Source organism: Desulfurivibrio modestus (assembly GCF_044068625.1).
Taxonomy (GTDB): Bacteria; Desulfobacterota; Desulfobulbia; order Desulfobulbales; family Desulfurivibrionaceae; genus Desulfurivibrio.
Window position 1 is genome coordinate 147,157 of record NZ_JBIPKH010000003.1, and the last position, 15,526, is coordinate 162,682.

Annotated in this window: 12 protein-coding genes, 1 tRNA gene and 1 other RNA gene; 8 read left to right on the top strand and 6 right to left on the bottom strand. The window is 63.6% G+C overall.

Features of this window, described 5'->3' with window-relative positions; translation table 11 throughout:
* The first annotated feature begins 73 nt into the window (after nucleotides 1–73).
* A complete protein-coding gene (gene thpR, locus ACHHRT_RS03455) occupies nucleotides 74–616 on the top strand; it encodes an RNA 2',3'-cyclic phosphodiesterase (RefSeq protein WP_395497723.1) in 543 nt (180 codons plus the stop codon).
* Here the strand turns inward: thpR and ispD are convergent.
* From ispD to ACHHRT_RS03485, 6 genes are all read right to left on the bottom strand, one after another.
* On the bottom strand, nucleotides 598–1,812 hold the full coding sequence (gene ispD, locus ACHHRT_RS03460; RefSeq protein WP_395497725.1) for a 2-C-methyl-D-erythritol 4-phosphate cytidylyltransferase: 1,215 nt from the start codon (nucleotides 1,810–1,812) through the stop codon (nucleotides 598–600). The two genes, thpR and ispD, sit on opposite strands and share 19 nt — an antisense overlap.
* Before the next feature lie 93 nt (nucleotides 1,813–1,905).
* Nucleotides 1,906–2,278: RNase P RNA component class A (rnpB, locus tag ACHHRT_RS03465), an RNA gene on the bottom strand.
* 66 nt (nucleotides 2,279–2,344) lie between these two features.
* On the bottom strand, nucleotides 2,345–3,061 hold the full coding sequence (locus tag ACHHRT_RS03470) for a zinc ribbon domain-containing protein (protein WP_395497727.1): 717 nt from the start codon (nucleotides 3,059–3,061) through the stop codon (nucleotides 2,345–2,347).
* 28 nt (nucleotides 3,062–3,089) lie between these two features.
* Nucleotides 3,090–3,926, bottom strand: a complete 837-nt coding sequence (locus ACHHRT_RS03475; protein WP_395497729.1) for a Nif3-like dinuclear metal center hexameric protein — start codon at nucleotides 3,924–3,926, stop codon at nucleotides 3,090–3,092.
* A gap of 192 nt (nucleotides 3,927–4,118) precedes the next feature.
* Nucleotides 4,119–4,195 (bottom strand) — tRNA-Ile (locus tag ACHHRT_RS03480).
* 54 nt (nucleotides 4,196–4,249) lie between these two features.
* A complete protein-coding gene (locus tag ACHHRT_RS03485) occupies nucleotides 4,250–4,909 on the bottom strand; it encodes a nitrite/sulfite reductase domain-containing protein (RefSeq protein WP_395497731.1) in 660 nt (219 codons plus the stop codon).
* Between the two features lie 195 nt (nucleotides 4,910–5,104).
* Between ACHHRT_RS03485 and ACHHRT_RS03490 the strand changes: the two genes are divergently transcribed.
* The 7 genes from ACHHRT_RS03490 (at nucleotide 5,105) to ACHHRT_RS03520 (ending at nucleotide 15,520) form a co-directional block, all read left to right on the top strand.
* Nucleotides 5,105–6,589 (top strand): DNA recombination protein RmuC, encoded by a 1,485-nt coding sequence (locus ACHHRT_RS03490; protein WP_395497853.1) that lies wholly within the window; start codon nucleotides 5,105–5,107, stop codon nucleotides 6,587–6,589.
* Entirely contained in the window at nucleotides 6,586–7,257 is a 672-nt protein-coding gene (locus tag ACHHRT_RS03495; protein ID WP_395497733.1) for a hypothetical protein, read from the top strand. The genes ACHHRT_RS03490 and ACHHRT_RS03495 overlap by 4 nt, the downstream gene beginning before the upstream one ends.
* Before the next feature lie 130 nt (nucleotides 7,258–7,387).
* Nucleotides 7,388–10,600: a DUF5714 domain-containing protein gene (locus ACHHRT_RS03500; RefSeq protein WP_395497735.1), complete on the top strand. Its 3,213-nt coding sequence runs from the start codon at nucleotides 7,388–7,390 to the stop codon at nucleotides 10,598–10,600.
* Between the two features lie 228 nt (nucleotides 10,601–10,828).
* Nucleotides 10,829–12,277, top strand: coding sequence for a tetrathionate reductase family octaheme c-type cytochrome (locus tag ACHHRT_RS03505; protein WP_395497737.1), 1,449 nt, complete (start codon nucleotides 10,829–10,831; stop codon nucleotides 12,275–12,277).
* A gap of 283 nt (nucleotides 12,278–12,560) precedes the next feature.
* Nucleotides 12,561–13,769: a type I glyceraldehyde-3-phosphate dehydrogenase gene (locus ACHHRT_RS03510; RefSeq protein ID WP_395497739.1), complete on the top strand. Its 1,209-nt coding sequence runs from the start codon at nucleotides 12,561–12,563 to the stop codon at nucleotides 13,767–13,769.
* A gap of 14 nt (nucleotides 13,770–13,783) precedes the next feature.
* A complete protein-coding gene (locus ACHHRT_RS03515) occupies nucleotides 13,784–14,794 on the top strand; it encodes a KpsF/GutQ family sugar-phosphate isomerase (RefSeq protein WP_395497741.1) in 1,011 nt (336 codons plus the stop codon).
* 159 nt (nucleotides 14,795–14,953) lie between these two features.
* On the top strand, nucleotides 14,954–15,520 hold the full coding sequence (locus ACHHRT_RS03520) for a 4Fe-4S dicluster domain-containing protein (protein WP_395497743.1): 567 nt from the start codon (nucleotides 14,954–14,956) through the stop codon (nucleotides 15,518–15,520).
* Nucleotides 15,521–15,526: the final 6 nt, after the last annotated feature.

Sequence of the window (15,526 nt, forward strand, 5' to 3'; positions counted from 1 at the left end):
TATCGGGGCGTTGCTGTCAATCGCTTGTGCTGGTTCGCCGAATTCGGTGTCTGCCTCGGGCAAGGAGGGCTTTATGTATCGCCTGTTTACCGCCGTTGATCTGCCGGCCACCGTGGCCCGGGAATTGGCGGCCCTGGGTTTTGGTCTGCCCGGGGCCCGCTGGGTTCCGGAGGAGCAGTTGCATCTGACCCTGCGTTTTATCGGCGAGGTGGACGGCGGGCTCTTCCGTGACCTTGGTCAGGCCCTGGCCGCAGTCAAAGCTTCCCCCTTCAGCATGGGCTTGCGGGGCTTCGGCTGCTTTCCGCCCCGGGGGCCGGCCCGGATTCTCTGGGCCGGGGTGGAACCGGTTGAGCCGGTGACCGCCCTTTACCGCAAGGTGGAAAATGTGCTGGTCCGCCGGGGGCTGGTGGCGCCGGAGAAACGCAAATTCTCCCCCCACGTTACGGTGGCCCGTCTGGACCGGGTGCCGCGGCAGCGTCTGGGTAATTTTCTGGCCGGCAACAACCTTTACCGCAGCCCAATCTTCACAATCAGCGAATTTCACCTTTACTCCAGCCAGTTAACCCCCAAGGGGGCGATCCACCATCTGGAGGCCAGCTACGAACTGGCCGGTTGAACCGCCAGCAGAACCATGGCGTGGGCGGCGATCCCTTCCTGGCGGCCGGCGAACCCCAGGCCCTCGGTGGTGGTGGCCTTAATGTTGATCCGCTCGGGTTCCACCCGGCAGATTCTGGCCAGCTTCTGGCGCATTTCCGGGAGATGGGGGGCCAACTTGGGTTGCTGGGCGACGATGGTGAGATCGGCGTTGGTCAGGCGGCAGCCGGCGGCGGCAGCCCGCTCCATGACTGCGGCCAGCAGTTTGAGGCTGGAGATGCCCCGGTAGCTGGGGTCGTGGTCGGGGAAGTGGTGGCCGATATCCCCGGCTCCCAAAGCCCCGAGAATGGCGTCGCAGAGGGCGTGGGTCAGCACGTCGGCGTCGGAGTGCCCCAGCAGTCCCAGCCGGTGGGTGATCTCCACCCCCCCTAAAATCAGCTTGCGTTCCGGGACCAGGCGATGGACATCGTAGCCGTGGCCGATGCGGGGCAGGGTATGGTTTTTCATCAGCAGGGCCTCGGCCAGGGAAAGGTCTTCGGGGTGGGTTACCTTGAGGTTGGAGGTGCTGGCCGGCACCAGGGCCACCGGGAAGCCCTGCCGTTCCAGGAGCGCGGCCTCGTCGGTGCCGATAAAGCCGGTGGCGGCGGCTTCTTCCAGGGCTCGGTGCAGGAGGGCGAAGGTGGTCACTTGGGGGGTTTGAGCCTGCCAGAGCCCTTCCCGCTCGACGGTGGCGGCGATCAGGGGATGCTGGCCGCCGCCGGCCCGTTTCAGGGTGTCCCGCACGGCAATGGCGGCAATGGCCGCCCCGTGTTGGCGGGCGGCGGCCAGGCAGCGGCGAATCAGTTCCGGCTCCACCAGGGGGCGGGCCCCGTCGTGCACGGCCACCAGGGTGGTTTCCCGCACCTGGGGTGCCAGGGCGGCCAGGCCGTTGGCCACCGACTCCTGCCGGCTGGCCCCGCCGGCCACCACCAGGATATGGTCAAAGCCATGCCGGGCCGTGAGTTCGCGGGTGTGTTCCAGGTATTCGGCGTTGGTGCTTACCACCAGCGGGCCGATCTCGGGTACCGCCGCGAAGGCCCGCAGGCAATGAACCAGCAAAGGCACTCCGGCCAGCTCCAAAAACTGCTTGGGGGTGCCGCCGCCCATGCGGGTCCCGCTCCCCCCGGCGGCAATAACCGCCGCGCAACTGCCAGCCTTATGGTGTGGAGAGTCGGGCATGATTTTTCAACGGCCCCAAAGGGTAGCGGGAGGGAGAGGGGGGCAGGGGGTGGCCCGGTGCCGGGGATCGCGGCCCGTTCTGCCGGGGAAAAAGGATCGGGGCGGGCTATAAGCCGAATTTTGTACCCAAAGCTGGGCCATGGTCATTTCTCTAAGGGCGCCGGTTGCCCGGCGTCTCTTGCGATCTACCCGGAAACTTCGGACGGGCCGCCCTCAAACGTTTCCCTATTTGATCTTGCTCCGGGAGGGGTTTACCCTGCCTTGCCTGTCACCAGGCAAGCGGTGAGCTCTTACCTCGCCATTTCACCCTTACCGACGCCGGGGCGCCGGCGGTATATTTTCTGTGGCACTTTCCCTGGGGTTGCCCCCGGTTCGCGTTACGAACCTCCCTGCCCGGCGGAGTTCGGACTTTCCTCCGGCCTCGGCGGCCAGAGCCGCCGAGGCCGGCGACCATGCGCCCGCCCCGATCCAGCCGGCAACTTAAGGCCTTTCGAGCAAAAAGACAAGGGCCGTAAAGCCGAAAGCCGCGGGATCAGTTCTCGTCGGCCGTCTGGTGATGCATGATCCGGTTGCAGGTGGGGCAGATCAGCAGCTTCTCTTCCTTGAGCAGGTCGTTGAAGAGCTGGGGCGGAATATTCATGAAGCAGCCCCGGCAGACCCCGTCCACCACCCCGACCAGGGCCAGGCCCTTGCGGCGCTCCCGCAGCATCTCATATTTTTTGAGGATGGAGGCGGGAATATTTTTGCTCTTGGTGGCCCGTTTTTTGAGGATCTTCTCCTTGGCGCCGCTCAGCTCGGCCAGCTTGCTGTCGGCCTCCTTGCTGTCATCGGCCAGCAGCTTCTCTTCGCCGGCTCGGAGGTTGTCGCACTCCTCGATCTTTTGGCTGACCTCCTCGATCTCGCCGGTCAGGCGCAGCAGCTCCTCTTCCCGCTCTTTGCTCGATTTTTTGGCGTCCTCGGACTCCTTGAGCAGGCTCTGGTACTCGCGGTTGGTTTGAATGTTCATCATCTTGGCCTGGCGGTCACGGATCCGGGCCAGATCCTCCTCCAGGCCGGTCTCCATCTCCCGCTGGCGCTGTTCCAGGGCGGCCAACCGCTCCCGGAGCTGTTCAGCCTCGGCCTGGCGTTGGGCGATGACAGCCCGCCGCTGGTCCAGGCCGGAGGTCACCGCGGCCAGGCGGCTGTCCATCTCGTTGATTTCCAGATCGATGGTCTGCAGAATTTTCAGTTGGGCAATCTCTTCTTTCAATGCGGTATCCTCGTATGGTTGCTGAAGGTTATTTGGCGGATGATGGTTGATAACAATAAACCTTAAACGGACTTTTCTGGGTCCGGCTGATTTCCAGGGGAACGCTCTGGCCCAGGGCGGCCAGGTGCCGTTCCAGGGTGGCGGCCAACTGGCCCACCACCAGGTTTTCGCTGTAGAAATGGCCGGTGTCGACCACGCAAAAACCGCGGCTCTCCGCCCAGCGAGCGGCGGCGTGTTTGATCTCGGCGGAGACGTAGATGTCGGCCCCGAGCTCGGCGGCCGCCTGGACCAGGTCGGAGCCGCTGCCGCCGCAAACCGCCACCGTGGTGATCATTTCCGGCAGGGGGCCGGCCACCTGCAGGGCTTCCACTCCGAGAGCTCGCGCCAATAGATCCAGAAAACGCCGACCCGGGACCGGGGCTGGCAGTTGTCCCCAGCGGCCAAATCCGGTGCCGGCCGCCCCGGGGCCGGCGGGCTGGATGGGGGCGCTGCTGGCAATTCCCAGCCGGTGGGCCAGGATGTCGCTGACGCCGTCGGGTGCCACATCCAGGTTGGTATGGCAGGCGATGATATTGAGTCGCTGTTCGATGGCCCGGGCCACCAGGCGGCCCTGGGGCTGGTTCAGGTGGATATTTTGCAGGGGGTGGAAAATCAAGGGGTGGTGGGTGATGATGGTGTCGCAGTGGTGGGCCTGGCCCTCGGCCAGCAGCTCTTCGGTGGGGTCCAGGGCCAGGAGGATGCCACCCACCTCCCGGGTTGGATCACCCACCATCAGCCCCACATTGTCCCAGGCTGCGGCCTGACTGAAGGGACTGATTTGGTCGAGCAGGGTCAGTAGATTGTCAACGGTAAGCGGCGCGGTCATCCTTTCCCGGGTCAAGAGTGGCGTTGTTGCTCGCAAGCGGGCATAAAAAAAGGTGCCGCCCCGAGAGGGGTGCACCTTTGGTGGTTTATCGGTTGTGGCCGATCGGCGGCAAGGCCGTTGGTTGTCGCTCTTTCCTGAATTGCCAAGCTAGGTTTTATGCAGCCCATTATCACGATTTGCCGAAGAAAATGTTGGTGGGCCCACCTGGACTCGAACCAGGGACCGACCGGTTATGAGCCGGTGGCTCTAACCAACTGAGCTATAGGCCCATCGGTTTGGAAAACCGTTATACATATCTCCGGGCTGCAATCTTGTCAAGTTTTTTATCGGCACACCCGCTCTTTGAAGTTCTCGAAACCGACCCGATCCATGAACCGGCCGATCCTTTCACCTTTTTTACCCTCCTCCTTGAAGTACTGGAGGATGTTGGCGGTGATCCGCTGGGCTTCGGCGGTGTCCACCCCCTCCAATAGGACCTCGGCCAGCCGGGGCCGGGAAGCGGCGTTGCCTCCCACCACGATGGTCCAACCCTTGGCCTTGCCGATATAGCCGATATCCTTGACCGAGCTCTCCCCGCACTGGTTGGGGCAGCCGGAAACGCCGATCTTGACCTTGCCCGGCAGCTCCAGGCCATGATAGCGCTGGTCCAGCTCTCCGGCCAGCCCCATGGAGTCCTGTTGGCCCAGGCGGCAGAGGGTGTTGCCGGGGCAGGTCTTGATGCTGCGCACGCAGAGGCCCACGGCCGCACCGGGAGTCATCTCCAGGTCGCGCCAGGCCGCGTCGATGTCCGCTTCCTTCAGTCCGACAATGGCGATGCGGGCGGCGCTGGTGACCTTGATTGCCGCGGTCTGGTATTTCTCCGCCACCTCGGCGATCCGTCGTAACTGCTGGGGAGTAATCAAGCCCAGGGGAAGGTGAGGAACAATGGCGTAGGATTCCTTGTCGCGCTGCAGTACCGCGCCCTTTTCTCCGTCTTTCAGCATCTTTTGGCTCCGTTGCATATGGTGAATGGATGGGATTGAAAACCGGTTTTCTCAACGGGGTCAATGTGCCGTTTTTAGCCATGAAAGTCAAGGCAAGCCGTGACGGGGGTGTTGTGGTAGGATGCGGCGGGAATTATAGTTGGTGCCGGTAGGGGGCACCCGTTTATCAAAGTGAGATGGAGATAAATCATGCCGATGGCGGCTTATCTGGGTTTGGGGGTTTTGCTGGGAGTGTTGGCCGGGGCGGGGGCGGTTTGGGTTTATTGGCGCCAGCGTTGTGCCTGGCTTAGCCAGCGGTTACTGGAAAGCGCCGAGGCCCGGGCCCGGGCTGACCAGACCCTCTGGGAGGAGCGGGTGGCGGGGCGTGATCAGCGCCTGGCGGCGAGCCAGGGGGAGCTCGAGGAGCTGAACCGGCGGCTGGCGGACCTGCGGGCGGAAAATGTCACCTTGAGCGGTCGGGTGGCCGCACTGGCCACCAGCCTGGAGGGGGAGCGCAAGGTCACCGAGGAGAAGCAGGCCCTGTTGATTGAGGCCCGCAAGGAGCTGGCCGACGCCTTTAAGGCCCTTTCCGGGGATATCTTTCAGCAGAACAGCCAGTCCTTCCTGGAGCTGGCCAAGGCCACCTTCAGCCGTCTCCAGGAGAAGGCCAGCGGTGACCTGGAACAGCGCCGCCAGGCGATCCAGGAGATGGTGGCCCCCCTCAAGGAGTCCCTGCAGAAGGTGGATAGCCAGTTGCGGCTGGTGGAGAAGGAGCGGGTTGACGCCTACGCCGGACTCACCGAGCAGGTGAAAAACCTGGCCACCAGCCAGCTCCGCCTCCAGGGGGAGACCGCCAACCTGGTCCGGGCCCTGCGGACCCCCAACGCCCGGGGCCGCTGGGGCGAGATCCAGCTGCGGCGGGTGGTGGAGATGGCCGGCATGGTGGAGTATTGCGATTTTATCGAGCAGGAATCGGTGCAGGGCCCCGCCGGTCGCCTGCGGCCCGACCTGTTGATCAAACTGCCCAACCACAAACATATCGTGGTCGATTCCAAGGCCGCTCTTTCGGCCTATCTGGAAGCGATCGAGGCCCCGGACGACGAGCTGCGCCGCCTCAAGCTCAAGGAGCACGCCCGCCAGATCCGCACCCATCTTACCCAGCTCTCTTCCAAGGCCTACTGGGAACAGTTTCAGCCCAGCCCGGAGTTTGTCGTTCTCTTCCTGCCCGGGGAGAATTTCTTCAGTGCTGCCCTGGAGCAGGATCCCGAGTTGATCGAATTCGGGGTGGCCCAGCGGGTGATCCTGGCCACCCCCACCACCTTGATCGCTCTGCTGCGGGCGGTCTCCTACGGCTGGCGCCAGGAGAAGATCGCCGAGCATGCCCACCAGATCGGCGAGCTGGGGCGTTTGCTTTACGACCGGATCTGCGTGCTGGCCGGTCATTTCCATGCGGTGCGTCGGGGGCTGGGGGTGGCGGTGGAATCTTATAACAAGGCGGTGGGCTCGCTGGAGAGCCGGGTGCTGGTCACCGCCCGCAAGCTCAAGGAGCTGGATCCGGCCATGGGTAAGGATCTGGAGAGCCCCGAAGCCCTCGATCTCCAGCCCCGGGTGCTGCAGTTGGCCGAGGAGAGCGGTGACGCCGCGGCAGGGGTTGCCGGTGACGGCGTCGATATTGACCCGGTCAGGGAGGAGGAGCGATGAGCCGAGAGTATTTTGTCGGTCTGGGCCTGGGGCTGTTCGGCATTGTCGTGGTGGTGGTGCTGGGCCTGCTGCTCTATTTCGGTTCCAAGCGCGTCCTGAAACTGCTTCTGCGGCGCCAGTACCTGGATCAGGCCACCTATGTGATCGCCAAGCTTTCGATCCGCTGGCTCTGTATGATTATCGTGGCCGTCCTGGTCTTGCAGCAGTTGGGGGTGGGTTTGCCCCATATCCTGGCCGGGCTGTTGACCGTGGCCGGGATGGTGGCCATCGGCTTTATCGCGGTCTGGAGTGTTTTGAGCAACGTGATGTGCGCCCTGCTGCTGGCCGCCACCGGGGCCTTCCGGGTCGGTGATGAGGTCGAGGTGATCGAGCCGGCCGGCAGTGACAAGGGGCTGCGCGGCCGGGTGCGCGGCTTCAATCTGATGTACACCACCCTGATCGAGATCCCCACCCCTCCCCAGCCCGCACCGGAGGGGGAGCCGGGTTCGCCTCCGGTCCCTCCCGCGCCGCCCCCCCCGGTGCCGGAGGCGGAGTTCCTGATCCAGGTCCCCAACAACGTTTTTTTTCAAAAATCGCTGCGGCGACGGAGCACCGGCGCCAGTGAGAGCTTGAATCACCATCTGCTGAGCAAATCGCTACCCTTCAGGTTGCCCAAAAAGGAACAATAGGGGTGGGCGGGCCGTTTGCCGGGGTGTTAGGCGATAACTGCCGGCCGCTCCCATCGCTATAATCTATTTGACCGGGGTGTGGCATTTGCGTAGGTTGGGGGTCTGACTGTCCATAAGGAGATGCTTAACTATGTTTGATGACTGGCAGCGGCTGGAATGTGGTGGTTGCGCGATCTATATCAACCCGGAAAAACCGGACTGGGTGGTGGCCAATGACCGGGCCGATGGGCTGTTGCGGGCCCTGCAGGCCACCGGCAACCTGGAGCAGGGGGTCTGTGCCGTCGCCCGGGGGGGAAGCCCCGTCGGGGCGGAATTGGCCGCCGATCTGGTGGCGGCGGGCCGTCTCTGTGCCCGTTTGAATGGGCCAGCCACCCCCTACCAGGGGCGGCTGGAGGCCCTGGCCGGGGAGAATGCCATCCAGGGGGCCGGGTATGGGGTGTCGGCAACTCCCCAGGTTCTCAAGGAGTGCTGGTTTCACCTGACTAATAACTGTAATCTGGCCTGCCGCCACTGCCTTTTTGCCGCTCGGCCGGGGCGTGAGGCGGAAACCCTGCCCAAGGAGCTGCTGCGGGAGGGGTTGCGGCAGGCCGGTCGGTTGGGGTGCAATCTTTTCTATTTCACCGGCGGTGAACCCTTTGTCTACCCCGATTTTCTCGCCATCCTTGGCGAACTGCTGGCCGATGACGCAAAGCATGCGGTGGTGCTGACCAACGGCCTGCTGCTTGCCGAGCAACTGCCCCAACTGCTGCGGTTGCCCCGGGAGCGCTTGCATCTGCAGATCAGCCTTGATGGTCTGGAGCAACACCACGATCAATTGCGGGGACGGGGCAGCTTCGGTCGGCTGGTGGCGGTACTCAAGCTGTTGCGGGAGCATGGTTTGGCCGCCACCCTGGCGGTGGCGGTGAACCGGGAAAACGTGGAGCAACTGGCCGCCCTGGTGGATTTTGCCGCCGCTCAGGGGGTGGGTAACCTGCATCTGCTCTGGCATTTTGTCCGGGGTCAGGGCAGCCGGGAGCAGTTTGTGTCCCCGGCCGAGATTTTGCCCCGGCTGGTCGAGGCCCAGGAACGGGCCCAAAGTCGCGGGGTGCTGATCGATAACGTGGAAACCCTGCGGGCCCAGGTCTTTTCCTCGCCGGGCACCCGCTATGACCTGGCCAACACCGCCTGGGAATCCCTGGCCGTGGGGCCCGACGGCCAGATCTACCCCTCGCCGGCCCTGGTGGGGGTGGCCGAACTGGCTTGCGGGTCCCTGGATAAGGGGTTGGGCAGGATCTGGCGGGAAAGCCCGGTGCTGCAAAAGATTCGGGCCGCCTCCCTGCTGGACAGTGAAAGCTGGCGCCGGAATCCGCTGAAGTTCATCATCGGCGGCGGGGATCTGGACCACAGTTATCTGGCCGGCGGTGAGCTGGTTGGCCACGATCCCTATCTGGAGCTCTACAACGGGCTGGCCCTCTGGTTGATGACCAGTCAGGCCGGCGGCTACCCCCAGGGGCCCGGCGGGGAGGAGCGGCCGGCCCTGCTGCTGACCATGGGCGATCTGCGCCACGATTGCCCCGATGGTGGGGGCGAGGTCGGCTTCACCCACTGCAACTGCGTGATCTCCTTGGCCGAAGAGCGGGGCCATGGCCAGGTCCGGGAATTCTATGCCGCCGCCGCCCGGTCCGCCCGGGAGGATATCGTCAACCCCCTGGCCCCGGAGCAGGCCCTGGCCACCTTCATCCCCGAGGAATCGCGGCGCAAATCCTATGGCTGCGGCAGTCCGGTGCAGGATGCCGCCCTCCGGGCCGGTGAGGTGGTGGTGGATCTGGGCAGCGGCAGCGGGGTGGAGTGCTTTCTGGCCGCCAAGGCCGTGGGGGCCGCCGGCCGGGTCTACGGCATCGACATGACCGCCGAGATGCTGGCTTTGGCCAACCACTCCAAGGCGGCGGTGGTGGGGGAGCTTGGTTACGACAACCTTGAGTTCAGGCCGGGCTTGCTGGAAAAGATCCCCCTGCCCGATGGCTGCGCCGATGTGGTGATCTCCAACTGCGTGATCAATCTCAGCCCCGATAAGCGTCGGGTTTTTCACGAAATTTACCGGGTGCTCAAGCCCGGAGGCCGGCTGGTGGTTTCCGACGTCATCACCGATGAGCCGGTGCCCCTGAAGATTAAAAACAGTGAGCGCTTCCGGGGGGAGTGTCTGGGGGGGGCCATGCGGCAGGAGGATCTGCTGGCCATGCTTGACGGTTGCGGTTTTGCCGGTACCAGCCTGCTCAAGCGCTTCCCCTACCGGCGGGAAGGGGAGACCAGTTTCTACTCCCTGACCTTTGCCGCCGAGAAGCCGGAGCCGGCGCCGGTCCGCGAGGTGATCTACCGGGGGCCCTTTGCCGCCCTGCTCACCGAGGGGGGGGATCTGCTGCGCAAGGGGCAGCGGGTGGCGTTGCCCCTGAGTGCCGCGGAAGGCCGCGATGAGTCGATCTTCTTGGTTGATGGGGCCGGGGCGGTGACCAACCTGGCCCTGGGTGGTGGCTGCTGCGCCCCTTTTCCCGACCCGCCGCCGGCGAAAATCCCGCCCGCCCCGGCCGCTTCGTCCTCGGCTCCGGCCGGCGGGTCGGGCCTCTCCGGTTTGATGGCCGGCAGCTGCTGCCCAGCCCCGGTGAGGGAGGGGAATGCAGCCCGCCATCAGGCGGGCTGCCTGGTTTGCGGGGGAGAGATCATCTACGCCCGGGATGAGCGGGAGTACTCCTGCTACTATTGCGGGGGGCGGAAATTGAGCAACGCGGTGTGCGGGCAGGGGCACTATATTTGTGACGACTGTCACCAGCGCGACGGTCTTTCCGCCATCCGGGTGATCTGCGGCGAGACCGAGGAACAGGATATGCTGGCCCTGCTGGCCAAAATCCGCCGCCATCCGGCGATCCCCATGCACGGTCCTGAACATCACGCCCTGGTGCCGGGGGTGATTCTGGCCACCTATCGCAATCGCGGCGGTGAGCTGGAAAGAGAGTCCATCTTCACCGGGATAGAACGGGGTTCCCGGGTGCCGGGAGGAGTCTGCGGCTTCTGGGGTAACTGCGGCGCGGCGGCCGGGGTGGGGATCGCCTTCAGTATCCTGCTGGCCGCCACCCCCCTGACCCCGGAACCCCGCCGGCAGGTCCAGGAGATCACCGCTCGGGTTCTGGGGGCGGTGGCGCGGATCAGCGGGGCTCGTTGTTGTCAGCGGGAGGCCTGGGTCGCCTTGGAAGAGGCCGCCGCCATCTCCCGGGAACTGCTGCCGGTCCCGCTGCTGGCAGCGGCAAAGTTTAAGTGTGAACAGGCCGCCGCCAACAAACAGTGTATCGGCCGTCGCTGTCCCCTGGCCTGACCCCACTGCCGCCGCAGGGGCCAATGGTTTGGTGTCCCCCCTTGCTCTTCACAAAGAATGAACGTTCTTTTTTTGTTTACATTATTTAAGAATCAGGCTAAATGAGGTGAATAGGGTGGTAGTCGCCCAGAACCCGGGGGCTGGGGGATCCGGCTGTTTTGCGGCCATGGTCCCGGTTTGCTGTCCCCGGCCAGGATCTCTTAATGAACGTAGCAAGGGAGGAGAGTCATGAAGAGGGTATGGAAGCTTTACGCGATGATGGCCGCAACGGCCCTGGTTGGAACCGCAGCCACCACGGTGAGCGCCAATATGGCCCACCAGAGCATCAGTGGCCCGTTTGCCAGCCCCATGGAGGTAACCAAGCAGTGCCTGAACTGTCATGCCGACGCCGCCCATGAGGTGATGCAGACCAGTCATTGGACCTGGTCCCTGGAGCAGGAGATCCCCGGCCGGGGCAAGGTGGAGCTGGGCAAAAAAAACGCCATCAACAACTTCTGCATCGGGATCAGCGGTGGCAACGAGCCCCGTTGCACCAGTTGCCACGTTGGCTACGGTTGGCGGGACAGCTCTTTTGATTTTAACGATCAGAGCCGGGTGGATTGCCTGGTTTGCCACGACACCACCGGCACCTACGCTAAGGCCGCCCCGGCGGCGGGGATGCCCTTCGGTTATACCGGCAACCCCAAGCTGGACGAGAAAAAGACCGACCTGGTCAAGATCGCTCAACAGGCCGGCGCCCCGGGCAAGGCCAACTGCGTGGCCTGCCACGGCTACGGCGGCGGCGGCGACAACGTCAAGCATGGCGATATCGATTCCAAGACCCCGACCAACCCCAGATCGGTGGATGTGCATATGGGGGTTGACGGTCTGAACTTCTCCTGCCAGGAGTGCCATCAGACCGAAAAACACAATATCAAGGGCCACGCCATGGTGACCTCGCCCGGAGGCACCAACGCCATTACCTGTAGCCAGTGCCACCAGGAGGCGCCCCACAAGAACGCTCTGCTCAACAACCATATCGAGGCGGTGGCCTGCCAGACCTGCCACATTCCCGCCTATGCCAAGACCACTCCCACCAAGCTGGTTTGGGACTGGTCCACGGCCGGCCAGGATCTGGAGGTCGCCCCCCAGATCTTCGGCGAGATGAAGCGGACCGCCTATGACAAGCGGAAGGGCCACTTTGAATGGGGGATGAATGTCACCCCCGTTTACCTCTGGTACAACGGCACCGGCGGAGCCTATATCCTGGGGGATAAGGTCGACCCGGCCCAGGTCACCAAGCTGAACTGGCCCCAGGGTGATATCAATGATCGCCGGGCCAAGATCTATCCTTTTAAGGAGCATCGGGGCAAGCAGGTCTACGACGCCAAGCATGGACATTTTCTTATTCCCAAGGTGTGGCCCGCCGGCAAGGACGCCGATGCCGCCTTCTGGAAAAGCTTCGATTGGCAGGCCGCGCTCAAGGCCGGCTCGGAGGCCAGCGGTCTGGCCTACAGTGGCGAGTATGCCTTCGCGGCCACCACCATGTACTGGCGGCTTAACCACATGGTTTCTCCGGCCAAGGAGGCGCTCAAGTGCAATGACTGCCACAGCCCCCAGGGCCGACTGGATTGGCAGGCGCTGGGTTATGAGGGTGACCCCATGAAAAACAAGGGGGCCGCCCGTTCCAAGAAGTAAGAGAGTGCGTTAAGTAGTATTGAGACCTTCGGGCCGGGGAGGGGGCTGTTTGGTGGCCCTGCCCGGCCCGAAGGTTTTTTTGCGTGTGCCGCCGTAATCCCCCTCTCCCCTGCCGGTTGATCCCTAAGTCGTCACTTTATCCTTGCCTGAAACAATGCCTTTTCGTATAATAATCGATTCGTTTTCTTCGTTGGCCGGGTAGTGGCCGTAAGCCACCTGGTTGAGGCAGGGCCCCCCCTTCAATTTTAAGCTAAGCAGTTTAATCCCAAGGAGATCGGTTACGATGAAGTTAGGGATCAACGGCCTGGGCCGGATCGGCAAACTCTCTCTCTGGCACCATGTTTCCCGTAAATTTTTTTCCGAGATTGTGGTCAATGTCGGTCGCGAGGTTGGCACCTCGCTCAACGATATCGCCGGGATCATCGAACGGGACAGCACCTACGGGCGCTTGGGCCCCTACCTTCACGGCTGCAACTCCACCGGTTCGGTGATTGAACAGTTGGATGAGGCCGCCGGCAGCATGGTGGTCAACGGGGTGCCGGTCAGAATTTTGCGTCAATCCCGCGACCCCCGGGGGATTGCCTGGAAGGAGAACGGGGTCCGGCTGGTGGTGGATACCACCGGCGCTTTCACCGATCCCACCGCCGATGCCGATGCCCCCAGGGGCTCCCTGCGTGGCCATCTCCAGGGCGGGGCGGAGAAGGTGATCCTCTCGGCCCCCTTCAAGATCAAGCAGAAGGGGCTGGAGATGCCGGAAGATGTGGTGACCACCGTGATGGGGATCAACGACGGTGATTACGATCCCTCCCGCCATCTCATGGTTTCGGCCGCCTCCTGTACCACCACCTGCCTCTCCTTCATGGTCAAGCCGTTGATGGACTATTTCGGGGCCGACAAGTTTCTCAGTGCCTCGATGGTGACGGTCCATGCCGCCACCGGCAGTCAGCCGGTCCTGGATCGGGTGCCCGCCGCCGGTGCCACCGATCTCCGCAAGAGCCGCAGCATCCTGAACAATATCATCCTGACCTCCACCGGCGCGGCCAAGGCCCTGCCCTTGGTGATTCCGGAGATGAAGAAGATCGGCTTTATCGCCGAATCGGTGCGGATTCCCACCTCCAGCGGCTCGCTGATCATCCTGGTGGTCAATTTCCAGGATGATGGCGAGCAATCGATCAAGCGGGAGCTGATCAACTCCATCTATAGTGATTATTCTAATAAAACCAGCTATCTGCAATACACCGACCAGCAGCTGGTCTCCTGCGATATCGTGGGCAGCCCCGCCGCCGCCGCGGTGATCGAGGGCCGGGAAACCCACACCCGCACTGCCAATATCAGCGTCAATCTGGGCCAGTTCAACTGCAGTGGCGCCCCCGATCGAGTGGAGGTGCCGGTGACCCAGGCCGTGATCTACGGCTGGTATGACAACGAATTGGGTAGCTATACCAATATGCTTGGTGATCGCACGGTCAGCATCGCCGAGCAGCTGGTGTGAGCCGGGACGCCACAATGGCTGAGACGACCACGACCGACGGCGCCGGCATTGCCCAGGCCCGCGAGGTGTTGCGCCTGGAGGCGGAAGGGATCCTGGCGGTGATCGACCAGGTGGGGGATGATTTCGAGCGGGCGGTGGCGATGATCATGGCCTGCCCCACCCGGCTGATCGTCACCGGGATCGGCAAATCGGGGATCATCGGGCAAAAGATCGCCGCCACCCTCAACTCCACCGGCACCCCGGCCTTTTTTCTCCACCCGGTGGAGGCGATGCATGGGGATCTGGGGATTGTCGATCCCCGGGATGTGGTGCTGGCCATCTCCTACAGCGGTGAGACGGCGGAGTTGAATATGCTGCTCCCCACCCTGAAAAATCGGGGGGCGGGGATTATCGCCATGACCGGCCGCCGGTCATCCAGCCTGGCTTCCGCCGCCGACGCGGTGCTGACCGTGGCCGTGCCCCGGGAGGCTTGCCCCCTGGGCTTGGCTCCCACTGCCAGCACCACCGCCTCCCTGGCCATGGGTGACGCCCTGGCGGTGGTGCTGCTCAATCGCAAGAAATTCGATGCCTGTGATTTCCGGCGCAACCATCCCGGCGGCAGCTTGGGCGAGCGGCTCAAGGTCCGGGTTTCCGAGGTGATGCTGACCGGCTCCCAGATTCCCAAGGTGCGGATCAGTGCCACCCTGGCCGAGGCGGTGGCCGAGCTCAACCGCAAAAATCTGGGCGCGGTGTTGGTGATTGCGGCGGATGACCAGGAGATGCTGGGGATTCTCACCGACGGGGATCTGCGGCGGATGGTGGCGGGAGGAGGGCAGGGTATGGCCGGCAACGCCCCGACCCTGGCCGAGGTGATGACTGCCGCGCCCAAAAGCATCACCGCCGACCTGCTGGCCGCCGATGCCCTCAGTATCATGCAGAACCACGAGGTGACGGTTTTGCCGGTCACCGACGGTGACCGGCGGCTGGTCGGTATCCTGCACCTCCAGGACATGATCGGCAAAGGGGAGTTCCGTTTTCTGGTCTAGTTTTATCGACTTTGCCGCCGTGGTCGGGCCCGCTTGTGGTTGACAAGGCGGCGGTTTTTCGGTAGCATTCGCGGCTGATTTGGCACCGGTTACGGCTGCGGGGCGGGGTTTGACAAGGCCCGGCGTCCCGTTTCAATATTTTGTGACAGGGGACTGTTCATGACAATTACCAGCAAAGAGATCAACGCGGCCTTCAGCGCCGAAGTCACGGCCCAGCCCGGGGGAGAGCACCTCAATCGCTGCTATTCCTGCGGGGCCTGCAGTGGTGCCTGTCCAGTCAGTCAGGCGATTCCGGATTTCGATCCCCGGCGGATGATTCATATGATCCGGATGGGTCTGAAAGAGCGCCTGCTCACCTCGGACCTGCTCTGGTACTGTTCCAGTTGTCAAAACTGCGTTTTTGTCTGCCCCCAGGATGTGCGCTTTGCCGAGATTGTCGGGGCCTTGCGCAAGTTGGCTTTGGAGCAGGGACTGGTCAGCGAGCAGGATCTGGTGGATAAAGGCAAGACCGCCAGGGTGGAGCGCGATGAGTGCGTATCCTGCCTGACCTGCGTGCGGGTCTGCCCCTGGCGAATTCCGGTAATTGACCAGGGCGGCAAGGCCTATATCGACCCCAAGGAGTGTCGGGCCTGCGGAATCTGCCCGACGGAGTGCCCGGCCGCCGCCATTCAACTTAACGAATCCGCCGACGAGCGCCTGATCGCCGCCTGCGGCACCGGCCGCTGAGCGGGG